The 21,093-nt window shown below is 63.3% G+C and carries 19 protein-coding genes; 9 read left to right on the forward strand and 10 right to left on the reverse strand.

From position 1 onward, the window contains the following. Window positions 1-11 precede the first annotated feature (11 nt). Both CLU92_RS18925 and CLU92_RS18930 read left to right on the forward strand, forming a co-directional pair. Window positions 12-902: a LysR family transcriptional regulator gene (locus CLU92_RS18925; protein WP_101483152.1), complete on the forward strand. Its 891-nt coding sequence runs from the start codon at window positions 12-14 to the stop codon at window positions 900-902. A 232-nt stretch (window positions 903-1,134) separates the two neighbouring features. Then, window positions 1,135-2,841, forward strand: coding sequence for a methyl-accepting chemotaxis protein (locus tag CLU92_RS18930; protein ID WP_101483153.1), 1,707 nt, complete (start codon window positions 1,135-1,137; stop codon window positions 2,839-2,841). Between the two features lie 6 nt (window positions 2,842-2,847). Here CLU92_RS18930 and CLU92_RS18935 read toward each other — a convergent pair whose 3' ends face one another. From CLU92_RS18935 to CLU92_RS18950, 4 genes are read right to left on the reverse strand one after another with little or no spacing between them, the layout of a single operon-like run. Then, window positions 2,848-4,938, reverse strand: a complete 2,091-nt coding sequence (locus tag CLU92_RS18935) for a prolyl oligopeptidase family serine peptidase (RefSeq protein WP_101483154.1) — start codon at window positions 4,936-4,938, stop codon at window positions 2,848-2,850. Further along, entirely contained in the window at window positions 4,935-6,764 is a 1,830-nt protein-coding gene (locus CLU92_RS18940) for a hypothetical protein (RefSeq protein WP_101483155.1), read from the reverse strand. Before CLU92_RS18940 ends, CLU92_RS18935 begins: the two co-directional genes overlap by 4 nt. A 13-nt stretch (window positions 6,765-6,777) precedes the next feature. Then, window positions 6,778-7,701 (reverse strand): ABC transporter ATP-binding protein, encoded by a 924-nt coding sequence (locus tag CLU92_RS18945; protein ID WP_101483156.1) that lies wholly within the window; start codon window positions 7,699-7,701, stop codon window positions 6,778-6,780. 9 nt (window positions 7,702-7,710) lie between these two features. Beyond that, window positions 7,711-8,121, reverse strand: a complete 411-nt coding sequence (locus CLU92_RS18950; RefSeq protein ID WP_101483157.1) for a GntR family transcriptional regulator — start codon at window positions 8,119-8,121, stop codon at window positions 7,711-7,713. Window positions 8,122-8,334: 213 nt separating this feature from the next. Between CLU92_RS18950 and CLU92_RS18955 the strand changes: the two genes are divergently transcribed. Beyond that, window positions 8,335-11,673 carry a DEAD/DEAH box helicase gene (locus CLU92_RS18955; RefSeq protein WP_257561124.1) on the forward strand — a complete coding sequence of 1,113 codons (3,339 nt, stop codon included), beginning with the start codon at window positions 8,335-8,337 and terminating at the stop codon, window positions 11,671-11,673. Here the strand turns inward: CLU92_RS18955 and CLU92_RS18960 are convergent. Together CLU92_RS18960 and CLU92_RS18965 are read right to left on the reverse strand one after the other, a co-directional pair. After that, window positions 11,670-13,070: a heavy metal sensor histidine kinase gene (locus CLU92_RS18960; protein ID WP_101483159.1), complete on the reverse strand. Its 1,401-nt coding sequence runs from the start codon at window positions 13,068-13,070 to the stop codon at window positions 11,670-11,672. The two genes, CLU92_RS18955 and CLU92_RS18960, sit on opposite strands and share 4 nt — an antisense overlap. Then, window positions 13,067-13,777, reverse strand: coding sequence for a heavy metal response regulator transcription factor (locus CLU92_RS18965; protein WP_101483160.1), 711 nt, complete (start codon window positions 13,775-13,777; stop codon window positions 13,067-13,069). Before CLU92_RS18965 ends, CLU92_RS18960 begins: the two co-directional genes overlap by 4 nt. Before the next feature lie 138 nt (window positions 13,778-13,915). Here CLU92_RS18965 and CLU92_RS18970 point away from each other — a divergent pair, with 138 nt between their 5' ends. Together CLU92_RS18970 and uraH are read left to right on the forward strand one after the other, a co-directional pair. Beyond that, on the forward strand, window positions 13,916-14,410 hold the full coding sequence (locus CLU92_RS18970) for a heme-binding protein (protein WP_101483161.1): 495 nt from the start codon (window positions 13,916-13,918) through the stop codon (window positions 14,408-14,410). Window positions 14,411-14,421: 11 nt separating this feature from the next. Continuing rightward, a complete protein-coding gene (gene uraH, locus CLU92_RS18975) occupies window positions 14,422-14,832 on the forward strand; it encodes a hydroxyisourate hydrolase (protein WP_101483162.1) in 411 nt (136 codons plus the stop codon). Window positions 14,833-14,846: 14 nt separating this feature from the next. Here uraH and CLU92_RS18980 read toward each other — a convergent pair whose 3' ends face one another. Further along, the gene (locus CLU92_RS18980; protein ID WP_101483163.1) at window positions 14,847-15,545 is read right to left on the reverse strand and encodes a glutathione binding-like protein; all 699 of its coding nucleotides are present in this window, start codon (window positions 15,543-15,545) and stop codon (window positions 14,847-14,849) included. A gap of 191 nt (window positions 15,546-15,736) precedes the next feature. Between CLU92_RS18980 and CLU92_RS18985 the strand changes: the two genes are divergently transcribed. Next, complete coding sequence (locus tag CLU92_RS18985) at window positions 15,737-16,162, forward strand: hypothetical protein (RefSeq protein ID WP_101483164.1); 426 nt, start codon at window positions 15,737-15,739, stop codon at window positions 16,160-16,162. A 1-nt stretch (window position 16,163) separates the two neighbouring features. Here the strand turns inward: CLU92_RS18985 and CLU92_RS18990 are convergent, their stop codons facing one another. Beyond that, complete coding sequence (locus CLU92_RS18990; protein WP_101483165.1) at window positions 16,164-17,810, reverse strand: methyl-accepting chemotaxis protein; 1,647 nt, start codon at window positions 17,808-17,810, stop codon at window positions 16,164-16,166. 290 nt (window positions 17,811-18,100) lie between these two features. On the opposite strand from CLU92_RS18990, the gene CLU92_RS18995 reads away from it, so the two are divergent. Beyond that, on the forward strand, window positions 18,101-18,529 hold the full coding sequence (locus CLU92_RS18995; protein WP_101483166.1) for an EamA family transporter: 429 nt from the start codon (window positions 18,101-18,103) through the stop codon (window positions 18,527-18,529). A 73-nt stretch (window positions 18,530-18,602) separates the two neighbouring features. Beyond that, window positions 18,603-18,968, forward strand: a complete 366-nt coding sequence (locus CLU92_RS19000; protein WP_101483167.1) for a hypothetical protein — start codon at window positions 18,603-18,605, stop codon at window positions 18,966-18,968. Between the two features lie 41 nt (window positions 18,969-19,009). Here the strand turns inward: CLU92_RS19000 and CLU92_RS19005 are convergent, their stop codons facing one another. Then, complete coding sequence (locus tag CLU92_RS19005) at window positions 19,010-19,435, reverse strand: hypothetical protein (RefSeq protein WP_101483168.1); 426 nt, start codon at window positions 19,433-19,435, stop codon at window positions 19,010-19,012. Window positions 19,436-19,607: 172 nt separating this feature from the next. Between CLU92_RS19005 and CLU92_RS19010 the strand changes: the two genes are divergently transcribed. Then, window positions 19,608-20,444 carry a helix-turn-helix domain-containing protein gene (locus CLU92_RS19010; RefSeq protein ID WP_101483169.1) on the forward strand — a complete coding sequence of 279 codons (837 nt, stop codon included), beginning with the start codon at window positions 19,608-19,610 and terminating at the stop codon, window positions 20,442-20,444. Between the two features lie 47 nt (window positions 20,445-20,491). Here CLU92_RS19010 and folE read toward each other — a convergent pair whose 3' ends face one another. Further along, entirely contained in the window at window positions 20,492-21,058 is a 567-nt protein-coding gene (gene folE / locus CLU92_RS19015) for a GTP cyclohydrolase I FolE (protein WP_035822985.1), read from the reverse strand. Window positions 21,059-21,093: the final 35 nt, after the last annotated feature.

Raw genomic sequence — 21,093 nt, forward strand, 5'->3', positions numbered from 1 at the left:
CAAGGAACGACATGGATAACCTGGCGGGATTCACGGCCTTCGTGCAGGCAGCGGAAACGCGCAGTTTCGTGGCGGCAGGCAGGGTGCTTGGCATTTCCGCCTCGGCCGTGGGCAAGAGCATCGCGCGGCTGGAAGAGCGGCTGGGCGTGCGCCTGTTTCACCGCAGCACGCGCAGCATCGCGCTGACCAGCGAAGGCACGGTGTTTCTCGAACGCTGCCGGCGCATCCTGGGCGAGATCGAAGCGGCGGAGCTGGAGTTATCCAATAGCAAGAGCGCGCCGCAAGGCCGGCTGCGCGTCAGCCTGCCTTTGGTCGGTAGCTTGCTCAACCCTGTGCTGGCCGCGTTCGCATGCGCCTATCCGCAGGTGGAACTCGACCTCGATTTCAGCGACCGCCGGGTCGATGTGATCGAAGAGGGCTACGACGCCGTGGTGCGCGCGGGAGAGAGCGCCGACAGCCGTTTGATGAGCCGCCAGCTGGGCCAGTTCCAGCTCCAGTTGGTGGCCGCGCCCGCCTATCTGGCGCAGCACGGCACGCCGGAGCTGCCGGCCGACCTGCTGCTCCATACTTGCCTGCTGTACAAATTTCCCAGTAGTGGCAAGGTCGAGGCCTGGCCCCTGCCCGAGTGGCCAGCCCTGCACGCGGCGGGCTTGCCGGCTGTGCTGAACTGCAACAATGTGGACACCTTGCTGCACTTTGCCGAAAGCGGCCTGGGCATCGCCGCCCTGCCCGACTTTGCCGTGCGCGCGGCACTGAGTACGGGCCGCTTGCAGCCGGTGCTGGACGCGCACCGCCAGCACGACGGTACCTTCCGCATCCTGTGGCCCAGCAGCCGCCACCTGACGCCGAAGCTGCGCGCCTTCATCGATTTCATGGCCACGCACGTGTTTCCCGAACGCTAATGTTTCCTGACGACGGCGCGCTCGTTGTTTCCACACGACAACTTATTTAATTTGCTGCCGATTATTTAACTTTTCGGGGACTTGATACAAGTTTTTGTATTGCAGTGCGGAATTTTGAGGAACAATTACAGGCAGGCCGCCCTTACGTACTAACCCGTAGTGGCAAGGCATGACCGTGTCTGGTGCCTGGCCTGTCGACGTTCTCCCTCACTTCCGCACTACGAAAGCAATCATGTCACTCACACAATTCAAAATCGGCACCCGTCTCGGAATCGGGTTTGCTGTCGTCCTCGGCCTGCTGGTGGCCGTCTTGCTTGTCGGCCTGTATTCCATGGGGCAACTGAGCGCACGCACCCACGACATCGTGACCGACAAGAACGTCAAGATGGCCGCAGCCAACACCATGAGCGACAACGTGCGCAACATTACCCTGGCGATCACCAGCGTGGTAGTGGCACCAACGGAAGCGCTGGTACAGGCGGAACTGGCAAAGATCGGTGAAGCGCGCAAGAAATACGGCGCCGCCAAGGAAACCTTGCAAAACAAAATCTCGACAGACAAGGAAAAGGCGCTGATGGCCGAACTGGACGCTGCCCTGAAATCGGGCGCGCCGCTGAACAACAAGGTCATCGAGCTGCGCAATGCGGGCCAGACGGAAGAAGCGATCGCCTTTTTGACGCAGCAGGCGGCACCAAGTCTGAAGCGCGTGCTGGGCGCACTCGACAGCCTGGTCGCGTATGAAGGCGAGCAGGCGGCGCAAGCGGCAACGGAAGCCGAAACGCTGAGCACCAGCGCGCGCGCCTCCATGATTGTCCTGGGCAGCGTGGCCGTGCTGCTGGGCGCCTTTGTTGCCTGGATCATTACGCGCTCGATCACCCACCCCATCAATGCAGCAGTCAGCGTGGCCGAAACCGTGGCGTCCGGCGACTTGTCTTCGCACATCGTCGTCAATTCCAGCGATGAAACGGGCCGCCTGCTGGGCGCCCTGAAAGCCATGAACGACAGTCTGTTGGGCGTAGTGGCGCAAGTGCGCCATGGCACGGATGCGATTTCCACGGCGTCGAGCGAAATTGCCGCCGGCAACCTCGACCTGTCGTCCCGCACGGAAGAGCAAGCCAGTTCGCTGGAAGAGACGGCGTCGGCCATGGAAGAACTGACTTCCACCGTGAAACAGAATGCGGACAACGCACGCCAGGCGAACCAACTGGCGAAAAGCGCGTCGGAAGTGGCCGTGCGCGGCGGCAGCATCGTCTCGCAAGTGGTCGACACCATGGGCACCATCAACGAATCGTCGAAGAAAATCGTCGACATTATCGGCGTCATCGATGGCATCGCCTTCCAGACCAACATTCTTGCCTTGAACGCGGCCGTGGAAGCGGCGCGCGCAGGCGAACAGGGCCGTGGCTTCGCCGTGGTGGCAACAGAGGTGCGCAACCTGGCGCACCGCTCGGCCTCGGCCGCCAAGGAAATCAAGGAACTCATCGCCGCCTCCGTCGCCAACGTGGACACGGGTTCGCGCCTCGTCAACGAGGCGGGCCAGACCATGGGCGACATCGTCGACAGCATCGTGCGCGTGACCGACATCATGGGCGAAATCACGTCCGCCACGCACGAGCAAACCATCGGCATCGAGCAGATCAACATGGCCATTGCGCAGATGGATGAAGTGACGCAGCAAAACGCAGCCCTGGTGGAAGAAGCGGCAGCCGCCTCGCAAAGCATGCAGGAGCAGGCAGGCGAACTGGCGCACGTGGTGGGCTTCTTCAAGACGGGCAACCAAGTCACCAGCACAGCCAAGCTGACGCCTGTGCGCGCGACGCCGGCAGCGCCAGCCATCGCACGCCCCGTGGCCCGCAAGGCACCCGTGCGCCAGGCCGTGGGCGCCGCACCGGCGCGCCGCAGCAATGCCGCTGCAGAGAGCGAATGGGAAGAGTTTTAAGGGGTTTTAAGGGGTATTAAGGGCTGCGTCCGCCCCCGGCACGGCGAACAGCGCTGGCAAAGCCCGGTTCGCTTTCAGCGTTTGGCGCAAGTAGGCGTCCAATTGCGCTCCCGGTGCAGCTGGCGCCGGCCCGCCCAGATGCTGCTGCAGCAATTGTTCCAGCAGATACGCCGCAGCCTGGCGGTACAGGGGATGGCGCGGATTATGCCCTTCCTCGGGATCGACCAGCAGGCTGACTGGCTTGCCGGACAACTGTAACCGGGCCACATAATCCGTCACCGATGCGATCTGCACCGTGCTGTCTCTGGCGCCAGCCATGATCAGCAGCGGCTTGCCAACCTGGTCCGTGTGGCGTACGGGGGCGCCAGCCTCCAGCGTCCGCATGGCGACGCCATCCTGCAAGTCCACACCCATATCCTGTAGACGCAGCGGCAATGCCTGGTCGCCGCCCGGCCCGCTGGCCATGGTGCGCAGGGTACGCGCGAAGTCGGGCGACGGTGCGATGGCCATGCCGAACTGAAACAGACTGGGCGTGTGTGTCAGCGCCAGCAGGGTCGCATAGCCGCCAAAGGAATGGCCGGCAATGGCCAGGCGTTGCCGGTCGCCCACACCCTGCCGCAGCAGCCAGCGCACGCCATCAACGATGTCGGCCTGTACGCGGCCGTTGCCCAGGTCGCCACCGGCCGCCGTCATGTAATGCAGGCCATAACCGACGGAAGCGCGGAAATTCGGCTGGAACACGGCGACACCGCGGTTCGCCAGCAATTGCACTAGTGGCGCGTAAGCGGCGTTGACCCGTTCCCACGGCCCGCCATGGACCAGCGTCAGCAGCGGCATCGACGCCGCTACCTTTCCGGGCGGCAAGGTCAGATATCCATGGACCAGCACGCCATCCGAGGCACGGTAGTGGATGGGGCTAGTCTGCGCCAGCTGGCCCGGCGGCAAAGGCTGGCCAGCCGCGCGCTGCACCTGCAGGATTTCGCGCGTGCTGCGACGGGCACTGTCGTACAGCCAGTAACGGTCATGGTTCAGGCGTGATCCGCTCTCGATCAGCAACAGTGTCGCCCCGCCTCGTGCCGCTTCGATGAAGACGCCTCCGTGCCCAAATTGCCGGTCAATATCAGCCACGGCACGGCGCGCCAACTGTGTCAGCCCGGCATGGTGCAGCATGGGCGATTCGAACAGGGCAAACAGCGGCGTACGCTGGTCCGCATCGCTGATCACCCGGCGGATATCTGCCAGGCCGGCGCGGTCGGCATGCACAACGCGACGCGTGCCTTGCACCAGATCAATCTCCATCAGCGCGCTGCGGTCGCCATGCTGCGCCATGAGCATGCTCAGCCGGGAAGCATCAGGCGCGGCAGCCACCAGCGTGCAGTCATCGACGCGCTGGCAACGCAGCACCTCTTGCCAGCCCGCAGCCTGGCGACGCTGGATGCTACGCATGCCATCACTGGCGACGGTCATGGCAAAGCCCGGCCGACCCGTTGCGTCCAGCAGGAAACCGGAAAGCTGTTCGCCCTGGTACAACAGCTCGCGTTGGCCTTGCGTGTCCATGCGCTCCAGGCGATAGATACCGCTGGCCGCAGCGTAGCTTGCCATCAGCACATGGCGCGCGTGAGCGGCATCTGCGGGAAACAAGCGATGCTCGGCCCTGCCGTCAAAGGCGGCCAGCTTGTAGCTGCTGCCGTCGGCAACGGATACCACCGACACGCCGTCCGGCATGGCCAGGAACAGCGTGCTGCTGTCGCCGGACCAGAACAAGGCCACCTGCCCAGGCAAGGCCAGCAGGCGCCTGGCCACTTGCGTGCGGGTGTCGAGCACATGCAGGCTGGCTTTTGCCCCCTCGCCATCCAGATACGCTACCGACGCCCCGTCCGGCGACAGGTGTACCGCATGCAGACGCGGGCGACGCTCGAAGGCAGCACTGGGAATGCGCGGCGCTGGCGGCAGAGCGGCATTGCGAGCCAGCAATGGCGCCAACGTCAAGGTCGCCGTCACGGCAGCGGGTGCCGCCAGAGCCTGCGCCAGAGTCAAGCCAGCCGCCAGGGCCAGGACAGCGTGCCAGAGACAGTGCCGGTAGCCCAGGCCCATCATGTGGCCAACGCAGCAGCAAGCGGGCGCGCCTGCGGTACTGGCGAGCGTGGATGCAGGATCAGCAGCGTCAGCAGGCAGGGAGGCCCCAGCAGCGCGCAGGCCAGCAGCCAGATGCGCGGCACATCGCCGGCCTGCCGCCGCCAGTACCACGCGCCCATGACGCTGAGCAAAGCGGCCAACAGTGCGGCACTCCAGACGGCAGCCGGACGGGCGACAGGCCGGGCATTGTCGTCAGTCAGATCCGGCACGGCGCCATCGGCATACATCCGCTGCGGCAGATTGACGAGCGCATGCAGCGCAGGTGAGAGCCACCAGTCGGCGTGTTCGAACAGCAGCGGAAAATCGTGGTCGATGGCGCGCGTGGCGACCGGCTGCGCGCGGCCGCTGGCGTCGACGAACAGCAACGCTTGCGTACTGCCTGATACGCCTGACTGCATGGCGCGCCCCCCCGTGATGGAAACCAGCGTACCGTCGAGCAATGGCGCGATATCAACCCGCTCCAGATTGCTCAGCGGTACAGGCAATGGCAGGCGGAACACTTCCGTATCGGCAGCACCGGGCTGCGCCGCTGCGGCAGGCGCATAGACGAGCAGGTGGCCGTTGCTGAGCACATACACGCGTTCACTGATTTTCTTCGGTGCTGCTACCGCTTGCTCCCCGGCTGGCAAGAGTGCCTGCAACCGTAGCGCATGACCAGCCGGTTCGAATGCCAGCACCATGTTTCCGGTGAGCACATTACCGGCAAGTACGGGTACGCCGGGAAACGCTTGCAAGTCCCCCAGTCCATGCAGCCCCATCTGATTGATGAGCGCACCCGTGCGCATGTCGTGCACGTCGAAACGCATGCTGCCGTGATTGAAGGTCAGGCGCTGCTGCAGATCGCTCAGCTCAGCCTGCGGCGGCGCATTCTGGTTCGACAATTGCTGTCGCACGGCATAGCGCGTGATCGTCGCTTGCAAGGTCCCCACTTCGAGCAAAGGCAACTGGCGCCGCCACAGTGGCGCACGCTCATCCTGGGCGCCGGCCAGTCCGGCAAGCATCAGGCTGCGGCCATCGGCGCGGCTCACATCCGCGTAGCCGCCAGCCGGCGGCATGGCCATCGTCTGCGGATGCTGGCCCAAGCCGATCAGGGCGATGTGAAAGACAGCCAACGTACCCCACAGCAACAGACAATACATGCCCACCACCAGTGGCACCGCCTGTGCCAGCGTGGCGGTGCGGCCGCCGGCGAGCGGCATGCGGCTGGGCGTGAAACTGGCGTGCACGTTCCACATCAACAACGCTGCGCAGGGCAGCGTCGCCAGCAGCAGGCTGAGCGCGCCGGCCGCGTGCAACAGCATCACATAGGGCAGCAGAATAAGCAGGAAGGCACAGCGCAGGCGGCTGACCATGATGGCGGCGCCGCACAACCAGGCGATCAGCGTCATCATCACCAGGTAAGGCACGGCCAGGTAGTGGCGCATGTCGACCGTGCGCGGCGACAGAAAATCAGTGCCCAGCACGGTCAGCAGCAGCGGCAGGCCGATGGCCAGGGCAATCAGCGTGGCCGACGCCAGCATCAAGCCTCCCAGGATGGCGCCGGGAGCCAGCGGCCGGTGCAGCAGCCACAGCCAGCGGCTGGGCTGGCGATAGCTGCCGATCTGATGCAGCGCAAGGCCCAGACCTGCCAGCATGCACACGGCCAGGATGAGCAGTTGCATGGGCCAGCCTTGCTGGAAGATGCTGCCTAAGCGGGCGAGGAAGAGTTGCACCAGTATATGGACGGCAGCAAAGATCAGGGTGGCCCGCAGGTAGCGGCGGCACTCGCTCAGGTACAGGTCGCGCATGAAGAAATCTTTCTCAGGCCGCGTGCAGCGCGGGGTTGGCAGAGGAAATATGCCCGCGCGCCAGCAAGGCATTGATGGCGCGGTCGAGGCTGACGGGCATGTTGTGCACGCTGCGCGCACCCAGCAGGCGCAGGCGTGCGGCAAATTCCGGTCCCTGGTCCAGCACCATGAAGTGGCTCAGACCATCAATATGTTCGGTATGCAAGATACCGGGCAGCGCTCTCGTATCGGGTGGCAGGAAGGGAAATTCGGCCACCCACAGCAGTACCCGCTCGCACAGGACGTCCGGCGCGCAAGCCTGCAACAAACGCCCGCGCTCAAGAATGATCAGCTGGTCGGCCACGCGCTCGATTTCCTCCATTTGGTGCGAGCAATAGATAATGGTCATGTCATCGCTATAGCTGCTTTCCATCATGGCCCCCAGGAACAGGCGCTTGGCAACCACATCGAGGCCCAGCGTGGGTTCGTCGAGGATCAACAGTTCCGGACTCTGCCCCAGCGCCAGCGCCAGATTCACGCCGGCACGTTCGCCACGCGACAGCTGCGCGATGCGCTGCCCTGGCAATACATTGAAGTTGCGCAACACACTGCAATAGCGTTCCTCATTCCATCCCGTGTACAGGCGGCGTTGCATGGCTGTCAGTTCACCGATCGTCAGCCACAGGGGCAAGGTGTGCTCCTCGTTGACATAGCCGATGCGTCCACGCAAGTCCGGCGTCAGCCGGGCGCAGTCACAACCGAGGATACGGGCGCTGCCTTCGGTCGCCGCCTCGAAGCCCAGCAGCACGCGGAACAGCGAAGACTTGCCAGCGCCATTCGCGCCGACGATGGCATGGATGCCGCCGCGCGCCACGCGCAGGCTAAGCTGGTCAAGCGCATGCTTGTCCTTGAAGCGCAGCGACAACTTGTCGGTCTGCAAGATGGGTTCATTCGTCATCGGATACTCTCAGCCAGTCTTCTTGGGAAGGCACAAGGCCAGTTCGCCCGCTACGCGTTCCAGCACCACGCCAGCGGGATAGTCGAGCGCGATGACGTCGCCGACGAAGCGGGTCAACGCTTCGTCCAGACGCCGTGCGCGTTCCTCGTCGGACAGGCGCTGGCGCGGCGCAGCCACGAACAGGCCCAGGCCGGCGCGCGCATCGAGCCAGCCCTCCGCCGTCAGTTCGCTATAAGCCTTGGCGACCGTGTTCGGATTAATGCCCAACTGCAAGGCCAGGCCACGGACACTGGGCAAGTTCGCGCCCAGCGTCAACTCGCCGCTGGCGATCAGGCGCCGTACACCGTCAACGATCTGGCGATGGATGGGGCGCGGATCGCCTGTAGCGATCTGCAGCATCAAGGGACTTCGACGGTTCATGGCATGACTCCACTGTACTATTACAGACAGTACAGTAGCAGTAACAATAACAAGCTGTCAACGACAAAGATGCGTTCGAAGTTGCCGTCCGGCCTCTTTCCACTGACAGGCCAACTTTTTTTGCGGCAAAGCCCGCGCAATAGGCGAAAGTGCAAAACACGCGCCGCGCATACGCTTTACAATCCTCGCTCGCTTTACAAAATATTGGTCATCATGAATCAGGCAGAACAGCAGCGCCTCCTGGCTATCCTGGAGTATTGGCACAAGATCGAATTCTTTATCCCGTTTGACCTGAATCAAATCACGGACGTTGAAGACCAGTCCACCGTGCGTATCCTGCAGCGCGAACAGCTGGCGCAATTGCCGCTGCAGTTCGCCACGCAATGGCAAGTACCGTCCGACCGCGAGATCGACGGCTTTTCGCTGTTCCTCGGCGTCTTCGACAAGGCCGAAACCAACAAGGCTTGCCCACCGGCCAACGGCCCGGAAAACATTGCCGAAACAGAAAAAACAGAACTGCTGGGACGCTCGTGCTTTGCCCGCCTGAACCTCAATGCGCTGGGCGAGCCGCAGTTCGACCCCGTGTCCGTGTCGACCTTGCCATGGGCGCTGGGCCGCGTGCGCACGCCGGACTGGTCGGGCCTGAGCCTGGACGCCTTCAGCGACAGCCAGCTGGCACTGCAAGACAGCTTGCGTAACTTCGCCGCCGCCCGTGCCCCGCAGCAAGTGACGGACGAGGCGGGCAATGTCTCATTTCCCCTCTCCGGCATGGAAATCGCGGCCCTGGCCGACCTGCTGCGGGACTGGGCCGGTTTCCACCCGTCCGCGGGCCAGCCGCTGGCCGTGCTGGAATTGCGCACGCGCAAGAAGCGCGCCGCAGTCTCGGAAACCGACCTGGCTGAGACCAGCCAGAACCGCAGCCTGGACTTTGGCAACGCGGTGGAACCATCGATAGATATCCTCAACAGTTTTTACCTCGATGACCTGGAACAGATCATCCGCGCCTTGCGCGGCGGCAAGTTGCCCGCGACTGTCGCCGCCTACCTGACGCCGCTGGCGCAAGATGAGCGCATCGACCTGTACAGCCCGGCCGGACGCCAGGCGCTGGCCGCCATGCTCAATCCGGGCAATATGAACCGCGGACACTGGCTGGAAGACGCCAGCTACGCCATGAGCCTGATGCAGCAATTCGCCATCCACGGCGCGCGCACGGGCTTGAGCGAGCGGGGCATCTTTTCCGTCAACGGCCCGCCGGGCACGGGCAAGACGACCTTGTTGCGCGAATTGTTCGCCGACAACATCGTGCGCCGCGCGGCCGTGCTGTCCTGCCTGGACCGCGCCGGCGACGCCTTCATCGGCAAGGTGGCCGTGGCCTTCGAAGGCGTGCGCGACCCCATCACCATCGCCCGTTTGCGCCCGGAACTGACGGGCTTTGAAATGGTCGTCGCCTCGTCGAACAATGCGGCGGTGGAAAACATTTCCGGCGATTTGCCAAAACCGAAACAGCTGGGCAAGGAATGGGCGCGCACGCGCTATTTTGAAAGCGTGGCGCGCCGGGTCGTGGCCGACGGCAATGGCGCCAACCGCGCTCTGGACGAAACCGAGGCGCCATGGGGCTTGATGTCTTGTGCGCTGGGCAATAGCGCGAACCGCCGCCGCTTCGTCAGCAATTTCTATGACGACGACTGGGACAAGAGCACAGCGCGCAAGACGCCGAACGCGCAGAATATCCGCCAATGGCTGGCCAGCTACCAGGGCGTCAGCTTCGCCCAGGCGGCGCGCGAGTTTCGCGAGACGGAACACGTGGTGGAAAAGGCCCTGGCCGAGCACGCTCAATACGCGGCCTTGTGGCAAGCCGTGGGCACGTGCACGGAAGCGGACTTCATCCAGGCCAGCCAGCAAGCGCTGATTGCTGCAGAGCAAGAGATGGATGCGGCGAATGGCGCCCTGTCCGGTGCGCTGGCACAGCAGGACACCTTGCTTGCCAGCAAGAAGGAATTGCTGGAAGAAGAACGCCTGGTGGCGCTGACGCAACCGGGTTTCTTTGCCCGTTTGTTCCGCACGGCACCGGCGCGTGCCTACAAGGAGGCCGTCGTCGCCAACGCCGAGGCGCAGCGCCAGGCCGCGCGCGACGTGTCCGCCATCAAGCTGCTGCTGAAAGGCGAATTGGAACCGCGCTGCGAGCGCGCCCGCAACAGCCTGCACATCGCCCTGCGCACGGCGCAGTCGCGTCAGCGCGAATGGGATGACAGCACGGAATTGCTGCGCCGCGCGCGCATGCGCTTTCCCACCATCATCGCCCCGGCGACCCTGGACGAGCTGGACGGCGACGCCCTGCAAATTGGCGGCCTGTGGCATGAACCGGCCCTGGCGCGCCTGCGCTCGCGCCTGTTCGCCAAGGCCCTGGCCCTGCATGAAGCATGGCTGGCCGAAGTGGCGAAAAAGGGGGGACCCGGCTTTGGCGGCAACTTGCTGGCCGTGTCAAAATTGCTGAAAAACAAGCGTGCCTACGACCAGTCGCACATCGCCATGGTGTGGCACAGCCTGTTCATGGTGGTGCCTGTCGTCTCGACCACGTTCGCCTCATTCGCGCGCCAGTTCCAGGGCATGGGCCCCGAATCGCTGGGCTGGCTCTTCATCGATGAAGCGGGCCAGGCCGTGCCGCAAGCGGCGCTGGGCAGCCTGTGGCGTGCCAAGCGTGCCGTCGTCGTGGGCGACCCGCTGCAGATCGAACCCGTGTTCACGGTGCCGGGCCGCCTCGTGCAAACCCTGTCCGCCCTGTCGCCGCACACGCAGGATGGCAGTTACGCGCCGACCTCCGTTTCCGTGCAGACACTGGCCGACAAGGCCAACCATTATGGCGCGCATATCGGCGCCAACAGCGCCCAGCCGCTGTGGATAGGCAGCCCCCTGCGCGTGCACCGGCGCTGCGTGGAACCGATGTTTTCACTGGCGAACAGCATCGCCTATGAAGACAAGATGGTCTACGGTTTGAGCGAACGCACGCCGCCGGCCGGCGCGCTCGGCCTCACGCGGGGTCCGAGCCGCTGGATCGATGCCGTCGGCCCCGTCAGCTACAAGCAGGTGGTGCCCGTGCAACTCGATTTCGTGCTGGAAGTGCTGCTGAAACTGTATCGCCGCGACGGCAAGCTGCCCGATATGTATGTGATTACGCCATTCAAGGCCGTGCGCACCGAACTGCGCTCGCGCATCGTCGACATGGACTGGGACCGCCGCCTCGGCTATGGCAAGGCGCCGACCGCGCGCGAATTGCGCCAATGGAGCAGTCAGACGGTGGGCACCGTGCACACTTTCCAGGGCAAGGAACAAAGCGTGGTGATGCTGGTCCTCGGGGCCGACGACAGCACGGCGGGCGCCGCGCAGTGGGCGGCCAGTACGCCGAACCTGCTCAACGTGGCCCTGACGCGCGCGCAACATTACGTGTACATCGTCGGCAACCCGCTGCTGTGGGGGCAGTTGCCGCACTTTGCGCCGGCCTGCGCGCAACTGCCGCATACGGGCATGCATGAGTTCCTTGTAGAAATGACCTAAGCAGGGAAGGCCAAAGTAAACGTCGTGGCGGCCGCGTCGGATGCGACCGTTGCGCTACCGCCATGCAACTGCATGATGGCCGTGACGATGGCCAGCCCCAGGCCCGTGGAGGCGGCCGAATCGCTGCGGGCCGGGTCGGCTCGGTAGAAGCGCTCGAACAGGTGGGGCAAGTGACGCGCGGGGATGGCGGGACCGAGGTTACTCACGCTTAACGCCACGCCCCCGTTCGTCGCGTGCGAACGCAATAGAATAGTGCTGCCTGGTGCCGCGTGGCGGATCGCATTCGACAGCAGGTTACCGAGCGCGCGGCGCAGCAGCTGCGGCTCGGCCGTCACCGTGCCGCTGCCATGGCAAGCCAGCGCCAGGTCGCGCTCTTCGGCCAGGCCTTCAAAGAAATCGGCCAGCCTTAAAAACTCGTCCTGTACGGGCAAGGTCTGCTTGACGATCACCATCTCTTCCTGCTGCGCGCGTGCCAGAAACAGCATGCTGTCGATCATGCGCGACAGCCGTTCCAGCTCTTCCACATTCGACGACACCAACTGTTCATAGTCTTGCGCACTGCGGGGGCGGGCCAGCATCACCTGGCTTTGCCCCAGCAGATTGGTAACGGGCGTGCGGAATTCATGCGCCAGGTCGGCGGAAAATTGCGACAGCCGCGCATACCCCTCCTGCAGCCGCGCCAGCATGGCGTTCAGGGCCTGGATCAGGGGCAGCAATTCCGTGGGCGCATCGCGTGCCTCCAGCTGCTGCTCCAGCTTGCCGGGCCGCACGAGGGCAGCATGGGCGGCGATATTGCGCAACGGCCGCAATCCCCGCAGCAGCATCACGCTGGCCAGTATTGCCGCCACCAGCGCGCTGACAGCCACGGATACGACGATCTGCCAGCGGTAGGCGGCAAACATCGCCGTGCGGTCGCCGTAGACGCGGGCCACGGAAATGTCGGCCATCTGCGCGGGATCGCCGATGCGCGCGCTGGCCGCCACGACCCTGGCCGGATAGCCGTCGCGGCTGGTCCAGCTGGCGATGTCGTTGTTTGTCACGGTCGCATCGACGGCCACGGGAACCGCATGCACGACGTTCTCGCCATGTGGATTGACATCGATCAAACGCGTGCCATCGGCGCGCACGATGCGGACCAGGGAATTCTCTTGCCCGCTCATGGTGTCACGGAAATACTGGGGCCGCTCGCGGATGATATCCAGGGTGCCCGCATTGCCCAGCAACTGCTGGATTTGCCGCAGTTTTCCCAATAATAAAATGTCGTCGCGGCGCTCGATTTCCGCCACGAACGAGCGGTACAGATGCATGCCCAGCCCGGCCGACACGAGCGCCACGATCAGCACGAAGACGAGCGTCACGCGCAGGGTCAGCGAACGGCGCAGTTCCGCCAGCTTCATGTGGCGGCACCATCGTCGGGAGCCGTGGGCGCACGCAATTCGCAGACATAGCCCATGCCCCGCAAGGTGTGGATCAGCTTGGGTTCGAACGGATCGTCGAGCTTGCTGCGCAGGCGGCGGATGGCCGCGTCAATGACGTTGGTATCGCTCTCGAAATTGATGTCCCACACTTGCGATGCGATGATGGAGCGTGACAACACCTCGCCCTGGCGGCGCGCCAACAAATGCAGCAAGCCGAATTCCTTGGCCGTCAGGGTGATGCGCTGGCCTTGCCGGCTGACCTTGCGTTTCATCACATCGATTTCCATGTCGCCGATGCGGATGACGTCGTCTTCACGCGGTGGCCCGCGCCGCAGCAGAGTGCGTATGCGCGCCACCAGTTCGGCAAAGGCGAATGGTTTGACCAGGTAATCGTCGGCGCCCAGTTCCAGCCCTTTGACGCGGTCCTGCACTTCATCGCGCGCCGTGAGAAAAATCACGGGCACGTCCGCGCCGCCTTCCTGCAGCCGCAAAGCGCGCAAGACTTGCCAGCCATCCATGATGGGCAGCATGACGTCGAGCACGATCAAATCGGGGGCTTCTGTGCCGGCCATGTGCAGGCCGTCGCGGCCATTGCGCGCCAGGCTCACCGTAAAACCGGACTCGGCCAGGCCGCGCAGCAAATAGTCGCCCGTCTTCGGTTCGTCTTCTATGACCAGGATGCGCATGGCGGCTTTCTAATGAGAATATAAAACCATTTTACGCCCCACGCCAAGCGCTGCGGATGATAAAAATGTCATGCGGCGATCATCTTCTCGTAGGGCAACACTGGCCATACTGGCGCCACTTTATTCCATGGATGCCAGATGAAAACCCTGTTACTCGGCAGTACCCTGCTGTGCCTGCTGGCCGGCCCCGCACATGCGCAATTGCGCCGCATCGATGACCTGTCGCTGGCGGCGGCAAGCAAGCTTGCCGATGCGGCCATGGCCGCGTGCCAGGCGCAAGGCCGGCACATCGTCGTCACCTTATTGGACCGTGGCGGCAACATCGTCGCCGTGCAACGCGCCGATGGCGTCGGGCCGCACAACACGGAGGCGAGCCGGCGCAAGGCATACACGGCCTTGTCCACCAAGAGCGACACCTACACGCTGTCCCTGGCAGCCCGCAACAATCCGGACATGCGCAATTTGACCAGCATGCCGGAATTGCTGCTGCTGGGCGGCGGCCTGCCGTTGATGGCCCAGGGCCAGGTGGTGGGCGCCATCGGCGTCGCCGGCGGCGGTGGCGCCCTGCCAGACCGCGCCTGCGCCCGGGCTGCGCTGGCCCTTGTTCCCGAACTCGATCTCCCCCCAACCTGAAAGTAACGACGATGACCTATCTGAAAAAAATCACTGCCGCCCTGGCCTTTGCCAGCCTGTCCAGCATGGCCCTGGCCGCCGCCAATCCCTTGAGCGTGCACATCCTCGACCTGCAGAGCGGCCAGCCGACGGCGGGCGTGACGGTCACGCTGGAGCAAAAGAAAGGGGAAGGCTGGCAACAGCTGGCCAGTGCCGTGACGAATGCGCAAGGGCGCATCGCGGCCATGTATCCGGCCGAGGCACCCATGCAGGCGGGCGACTACCGCATCGTGTTTAAAACAGGCGAGCACTATGCGCGCCTGAAACAGGAAACATTCTTCCCCGAAATCCCCGTGCAATTTCACGTGGAAAAGACGGACCAGCATTATCACATACCGCTGCTGCTCAGTCCTTTCGGCTTTTCCACGTATCGGGGTAACTGAGGGGGAAATTAAACTCAGCCGAGCGTTTTCGACGTCTGGCCGAACAGCACGCTTTTCGCGTCGCCGCTGACGGTGGGCTGCACGTTGATCTCGGCCGCGCGCGCGTACGCGCGCACGGTGGCGGGACGGGCGGCAATGGCCGCGAACCAGCGCGCCAGGTGCGGGAAATCTTCCAGCTTCTGGCGCTGGCGCGCGTGCGGCACGATCCACGGATAAATCGCCATGTCGGCGATCGAATACGTGTCGCCGGCAACGAATTCGCGGTCGGCCAGGCGCTTGTTCAGCACGCCGTACAAGCGGTTCGTTTCATTCACGTAGCGCGTGATGGCGTAGTCGATGGGTTCGGGCGCATATTGCACGAAATGGTGGTTTTGCCCGGCCATGGGACCCAGTCCGCCCATTTGCCAGAACAGCCATTGCATCACCTCGGCGCGGCCGCGCACATCCGCCGGCAGGAATTGCCCGCTTTTCTCGGCCAGGTATTGCAAAATGGCCCCCGACTCGAACAGGGACAGGGGCGCGCCGCCATCTTCCGGCGCCTGGTCGACGATGGCGGGGATGCGATTGTTTGGTGCGATGGCGAGAAATTCGGGCTTGAATTGCTCGCCCTTGCCGATATGGACGGGAATAATGTTGTAGGGGATGCCCGCTTCTTCCAGAAACATCGTCACCTTGTGCCCATTGGGCGTGGTCCAGTAATACAAGTCGATCATCGTCGTCTTTCAGCTCGTTGGCATAGGGTGGGCGTAACTATTGTCGCGCTGCAACTGGTGTGCATGGATATAATGCCACGTCAGCGAAAAACACGGCGGCGCGTGCCCCGTTTGCCTTATCAGCAAGCGCCCACACTCGCTGCAGCATTTATTTTTCCGCCATTCCTGAGTCCCATCAAAGAAAGCCGACCATGCGCAAACTCCTGATCGTCATGCTCTCCGTCCTGCTGTCAGGCTGTGTCCAGGACTTCGCCATCTATCTGTTCGATGGCCAGGACCATTCCCTGACCGTGCGCCGCCAGCAACGTTATTTTTGGCAAGATACCGTGGAAGTGCAGCTGATGGCCACCAATTTGCCGCAATGCCAGCGTCTGCATATCCTGTCGACCGATGCACCCGCCGACATCAAGGTGGACCTGTTTGCGGCCGGCGATGGCCTGTGGAATATCCGCATGGGCAAGCAGTTGTGGCAGGCGGAAACGACTACCTGCAATGCGCTGACGGAAATGGAAAACGACCCGAAAGCTGACCTGGGCCAGCCGGTCGGGCAATTCGTGGTCGTCGATGACAAGCTGGAATTCGAGCCGGCACCGCCAGCGGCGGCGCCAGCCCAGTAAATCAGCGCGCCGCCAGGCTGCGCAGCGGCTTTTTCGCCACGGCGTGTGGCGCGCCAGCCGAGCTTGCCGCGATGCGCGGCGCCGTCCCAGGTTCCTGCGCCGACAGCTTGAAGCGCGCCACCAGTTGCGCCAGCACGGCCGCCTGGTCCTGCATGCTGGACGCCGCTGCCGCCGCCTCCTCCACCAGTGCCGCATTTTGCTGCGTCACGCTATCCATTTCCGTGATCGCCTGGTTGACGTGGCCAATACCCGTGCTTTGCTCATGCGAGGCGGCCGTGATGTCGGCCATGATGTCGGTCACGCGCGAGACGCTGGCAACCACCTGATCCATGGTCGTGCCCGCCTGGGCGACGAGCGTGCTGCCAGCCGCGATACTGTCGACGGAAGCGCCGATGAGTTCCTTGATTTCCTTCGCTGCGCCAGCGGATCTTTGGGCCAGATTGCGCACTTCCGACGCCACCACGGCAAAGCCGCGGCCCTGCTCGCCCGCGCGCGCCGCTTCCACCGCCGCGTTCAGCGCCAGGATATTCGTCTGGAAGGCGATGCCATCGATGACGCCGATGATGTCGACGATTTTGCGCGACGAGGCGTTGATGGTGTCCATGGTGCCGATCACTTGCGCCACCACGGCGCCACCCTGGCGCGCCACTGCCGAGGCGGACTGCGCCAGCTCATTCGCCTGCACGGCGTTGCCCGCGTTTTGTGTCACGGTCGAGGTCAATTCCTCCATCGAGGCCGCCGTTTCTTCCAGCGAACTGGCCTGCATTTCCGTGCGCGCCGACAAGTCCATATTGCCGCTGGCAATCTCGCTCGATGCCGTGGCAATCGTTTCGGCGCTGTGGCGAATTTCGCTGATCGCGTCGACCAGGTTGGCCTGCATGGTTTTCATCGCGTACAGCACGCTGTGGCGGTCGTTGGCATGCGTGCGCACGTTGCCGCTCAAGTCGTTGTTGGCAATCTTTTCCGCCACATCGGCTGCATACTCGGGGTCGCCGCCCAGCGCATGGCGCAGACTGCGGTTGATCGCCACGACGACGGCGGCCAGCAGCGCACACACCAGCAACAGCACGCCCAGCGAGGTGAGCAGCGACTGGCGGAAGGCCGCGTCGATATCGTCCATGTACACGCCCACCACCAGGGTCCAGGCCCACGGCTTGTAGGCCACCACGCGGCTCATCTTCGGCTCAGGATTTTTCTGGCCCGGACGGGGGAAATAATAGTGGACGAATCCCTTGCCCGCATCGCTCTTGCCGACGGCAACGATGTCGCGGTACAGATAGGTGCCGTTGGCATCCTTGAAGTCCGCCATGTTCTTGCCGTTGGTTTGCGGCGCGGCGGGATTCATCACGACAACGGCATCGAGGTTGATAATGGACAAATAGCCGGTCTCGCCAAAACGCATGCTCTTGATGACGGCGGTCGCCTGCTTTTGCGCCTCTTCCTGCGTCAAGGCGCCGCTGGCGGCCAGGTCGCCGAACATCTTGACGGCGCCCAGGCCCAGGTCGGCGGCATTGCTCAGGTCAGCGCTGCGCTCTTCGATGCGGATCTTGCGAATTTCCAGGGCGTTGTAGACAAAAATAACGGTGATGCACAACAGGCTGCAAATCAGGGGGATCCATAACTTCTGCTGGAACGTCAATTTCTTCATGCTATGTCTCCAACTCTCTATTGTCCGGGGAAGGGGGCGTGGCCTGCTTCCAGCTCTGCAGGCCAGGAATGCGGCGGCGACGGTGCTCTGGCGGCACCGTTCAGACGTCTCCAGCATACGCTTGAACTACCGATATTTACAATGCTGGGAAGCAATGTTTTTTGCCCGGTGTTGTTAATGGGCTGCGACAATGGATGAGAATTGATGTTGCGTTGCAATAAAAATGTGGGCAGCGGCCGTCATTCTTTTACGCTACAGTCACTGCAATTGCTCACCGTGCAGGGAGTCCCATGTCAACCACCTTTACCTGGCAAGGCTTTGCCATCCTGTCTGCCGTGTTTGCGGCCATGACAGCCATTCTGGGCAAGCTGGGCGTGGCCCATCTGAACAGCAACATGGCCACCCTGATACGCACGGGGGTCATCCTGCTGGTGACGGCGGCCATCATCTCGCTACGCGCGGAATGGCAACGCCCCAGCGGCGGCAACTGGGTGGGCTGGACTTGCCTGATCGCTTCGGGCGTGGCCACGGGACTGTCGTGGCTATGCTATTTCCGCGCGCTGCAACTGGGTCCCGTCTCGCTGGTGGCACCCGTCGACAAGCTCAGCGTGGCGCTGGTGATGCTGGCCGGCTGGCTGGTCCTGGGCGAGCCGTTCACCCTGAAAGCGGCGGCCGGTGGCGGCTTGATCGTGCTCGGCTCGCTGATTTTGCTGCTGTAAAACATTCCACGGCACGCGGCGGCGCGCCTGTGTCAGAATGCACGCCGCATAGATCGATACACGAAAGAACAGCATGACCAAGAATGAAGCCATGAAACGCATCAACGACCGCCTGGGCAAACCTGCCCTGACGGACAAGAACACGCATTTTGCCAGCGTCGCCAGCTATGGCACGGACGAAGGGTGGTGGTTGAAGATTCCCTTCCTGACCTTCAAGCAGGAATTGCACTTCATCCTCAACAATGAAAAGACGAAAAGCTTCCAGCACCTGAAAATCGGCGCCAACCAGATCCTCAGCCCCGGCATGAGGTTCCGCAGCACGGGCGGGGCGGCCGACGCCTTTATGTCGGCCTCGGCGCCGAAACGCCTGGTCGACTTGCTCGACGGCGGCAGCAAGTACAACTTCACCAAGCACTTCGTCAACGACTACCGCTACTGAAACACCTGAGCAAACCTGCTGCGCGGCGCGCTACGGTTTTGTCAGGTACTCCTGCCATTGTTACCTTCCCTTGGCGGCAGCCAGGCCCTGATCAAATGCTGGGCGATGTCGAGCGCGTCGTCGCGGCTGGTGCCGAAATGCAGGGGATAGCCCCAGAACTGGCCGAACATGACGGCAAAGGTCTTGCCCGCCAAACGCTTGGCCGCGCTCGGTTCGACCAGTACCATGCCCTGGATATACGCGCGCAGGGCGGCCTTGTGCCGCTTCATCCACAGCACGGCGTGCTTGCGCTCTTCCTGCGGATGCGCATGCCCATCCTCGTCCAGGCCGTCTTCGCTGAGAATGACAAACGCCTGCTGGCGCGCCAGCAGAGCCTCGAACTGGGCGAACAAGGCATCGTCGTGGCTGCTTGCCGTACTGTCGCGGTGCAGCCAGACGAGAGGGAAATCAGTAATATCGAGTTGCATGAGGGACTCCTTCAAAGGGGGGGGATGCCGTTCCTCCTGGCCTTCATCAGAACACGGGCGGCGGCGGTTGCCGTTGAAGCGGGGCTGCGGATGCCCATACGATACCGTTGGCGGCATTGCGCGTCATTGCATAAAATAGCCACAATATTATTCAATCCAGCCAAAGTTCCCCATGCCTCATCTCCTCTTGCCCGACCTGCTGTCGACGCGGCTGGGCGCAGCCAGCGTCACCATCGATTTCGACGTCGATGGCGTGCTGCGTCCACTGCTGGCCGTGGGGCTGGCCAGCGTGCGCGAAGATGCGGAACAGGCGCCGCACCAGCACCGCAAGGGGCAGCTGCTGTATGCCACGCGAGGCGTGATTCATTGCGAAGTGGAAAGCGGCGTGTGGATCGTGCCGCCCCAGTGCGCCGTGTGGATACCGGGCGGCCTGATGCATGCGGCGCAGGGCGTGGGCGAGGCGGAATGCTATTGCCTGTTTGTCGAGCCGGCCACGGCACCAGCCCTGCCCGTCGTCTGCTGCACCGTGGCCGTCTCGCCCTTGCTGCGCGAACTGATCACCAAGGCAGCCTGCTTTCCCACCTTGTACGCACTGCACGGGGCGCAGGAACGCCTGGTGGCCACCCTGCTCGATGAGCTGGCAGCCGCGCCCGTGGAAGACTTGCATTTGCCGATACCGCGCGACGCGCGCCTGCGCCGCCTGGCCGCCATGCTGCTGGCGCAACCGTCCGATAAAAGCACCCTGGCCGAATGGGCCAGCCGCATCGGCATGAGCGAGCGCAGCATGACCCGGCAGTCACTGGAGGAAATGGGCATGAGCGTGGGCCGCTGGCGCCGGCAATTGCATGTCATCCTTGCCTTGCAAGGGCTGGCGCAAGGCCACAGCGTGAAAGCGGTGGCCTTGGAACTGGGCTATGAAAATACCAGCGGTTTTGTCACAATGTTCCGCAAGGCGGTGGGCAAGCCGCCGGCGCGCTATCTGGCGGAACGGGAATCCGGACGCGCATAAAAAAAGGCGGCATATGCCGCCTTTGTCCTGCATCATCACTCAAATCATCACACTTCTCGCGCCAGGGCGAGGAATTCCGTGCGCAGCGCCAGGTTAGGCTGCATCTCGCCCAGCATGGCCGAAGTGATGGTTTCTTCGCCCGGCGTGCGGATACCGCGGCTTTCCATGCACAGGTGACGGCAGCGTACGACCACGCCCACCGACTTCGGCTCCAGCACTTCCATCAGGGCATTGGCGATCTGCATCGTCATGCGTTCCTGCACTTGCAGGCGCTTGGAGAAGCAATCGACCAGGCGCGTCAGTTTCGACAGGCCGACGATCTTGCCGTTAGGCACATAACCGATGGTGGCCTTGCCAAAGAACGGCGCCAGATGGTGTTCGCAATGGCTGTAGACGGGAATGCCGCGCACGACGATCAGCTCGTTATACTGTTCCGCGCCATCTTCAAAGGCTTTCAACAAGTCCACCGGATCCTGGCCATAGCCGGACGTCCAGTGCTTCCATGCCTTGGCCACGCGCGCCGGCGTTTCCAGCAAGCCAGGACGCTGCGGATCTTCACCAAAGCTGCTGATCAGCCGGCGCCAGTCGTTTTCGGAGAATTCTTCTTGAGACATGCTAAACCACCCTAAAATTTTCAATTGCCGCCAGT

Source organism: Janthinobacterium sp. 61 (genome assembly GCF_002846335.1).
Classification (GTDB): domain Bacteria; phylum Pseudomonadota; class Gammaproteobacteria; order Burkholderiales; family Burkholderiaceae_D; genus Janthinobacterium.

What these genes read in the sequence shown, in the direction of transcription:
- CLU92_RS18925 (WP_101483152.1), top strand. Translation starts at nt 12, where the DNA reads ATGGATAACCTGGCGGGATTCACGGCCTTCGTGCAGGCAGCGGAAACG.
- CLU92_RS18930 (WP_101483153.1), top strand. Translation starts at nt 1,135, where the DNA reads ATGTCACTCACACAATTCAAAATCGGCACCCGTCTCGGAATCGGGTTT.
- CLU92_RS18935 (WP_101483154.1), bottom strand. Translation starts at nt 4,938, where the DNA reads ATGATGGGCCTGGGCTACCGGCACTGTCTCTGGCACGCTGTCCTGGCC.
- CLU92_RS18940 (WP_101483155.1), bottom strand. Translation starts at nt 6,764, where the DNA reads ATGCGCGACCTGTACCTGAGCGAGTGCCGCCGCTACCTGCGGGCCACC.
- CLU92_RS18945 (WP_101483156.1), bottom strand. Translation starts at nt 7,701, where the DNA reads ATGACGAATGAACCCATCTTGCAGACCGACAAGTTGTCGCTGCGCTTC.
- CLU92_RS18950 (WP_101483157.1), bottom strand. Translation starts at nt 8,121, where the DNA reads ATGAACCGTCGAAGTCCCTTGATGCTGCAGATCGCTACAGGCGATCCG.
- CLU92_RS18955 (WP_257561124.1), top strand. Translation starts at nt 8,335, where the DNA reads ATGAATCAGGCAGAACAGCAGCGCCTCCTGGCTATCCTGGAGTATTGG.
- CLU92_RS18960 (WP_101483159.1), bottom strand. Translation starts at nt 13,070, where the DNA reads ATGAAGCTGGCGGAACTGCGCCGTTCGCTGACCCTGCGCGTGACGCTC.
- CLU92_RS18965 (WP_101483160.1), bottom strand. Translation starts at nt 13,777, where the DNA reads ATGCGCATCCTGGTCATAGAAGACGAACCGAAGACGGGCGACTATTTG.
- CLU92_RS18970 (WP_101483161.1), top strand. Translation starts at nt 13,916, where the DNA reads ATGAAAACCCTGTTACTCGGCAGTACCCTGCTGTGCCTGCTGGCCGGC.
- uraH (WP_101483162.1), top strand. Translation starts at nt 14,422, where the DNA reads ATGACCTATCTGAAAAAAATCACTGCCGCCCTGGCCTTTGCCAGCCTG.
- CLU92_RS18980 (WP_101483163.1), bottom strand. Translation starts at nt 15,545, where the DNA reads ATGATCGACTTGTATTACTGGACCACGCCCAATGGGCACAAGGTGACG.
- CLU92_RS18985 (WP_101483164.1), top strand. Translation starts at nt 15,737, where the DNA reads ATGCGCAAACTCCTGATCGTCATGCTCTCCGTCCTGCTGTCAGGCTGT.
- CLU92_RS18990 (WP_101483165.1), bottom strand. Translation starts at nt 17,810, where the DNA reads ATGAAGAAATTGACGTTCCAGCAGAAGTTATGGATCCCCCTGATTTGC.
- CLU92_RS18995 (WP_101483166.1), top strand. Translation starts at nt 18,101, where the DNA reads ATGTCAACCACCTTTACCTGGCAAGGCTTTGCCATCCTGTCTGCCGTG.
- CLU92_RS19000 (WP_101483167.1), top strand. Translation starts at nt 18,603, where the DNA reads ATGACCAAGAATGAAGCCATGAAACGCATCAACGACCGCCTGGGCAAA.
- CLU92_RS19005 (WP_101483168.1), bottom strand. Translation starts at nt 19,435, where the DNA reads ATGCAACTCGATATTACTGATTTCCCTCTCGTCTGGCTGCACCGCGAC.
- CLU92_RS19010 (WP_101483169.1), top strand. Translation starts at nt 19,608, where the DNA reads ATGCCTCATCTCCTCTTGCCCGACCTGCTGTCGACGCGGCTGGGCGCA.
- folE (WP_035822985.1), bottom strand. Translation starts at nt 21,058, where the DNA reads ATGTCTCAAGAAGAATTCTCCGAAAACGACTGGCGCCGGCTGATCAGC.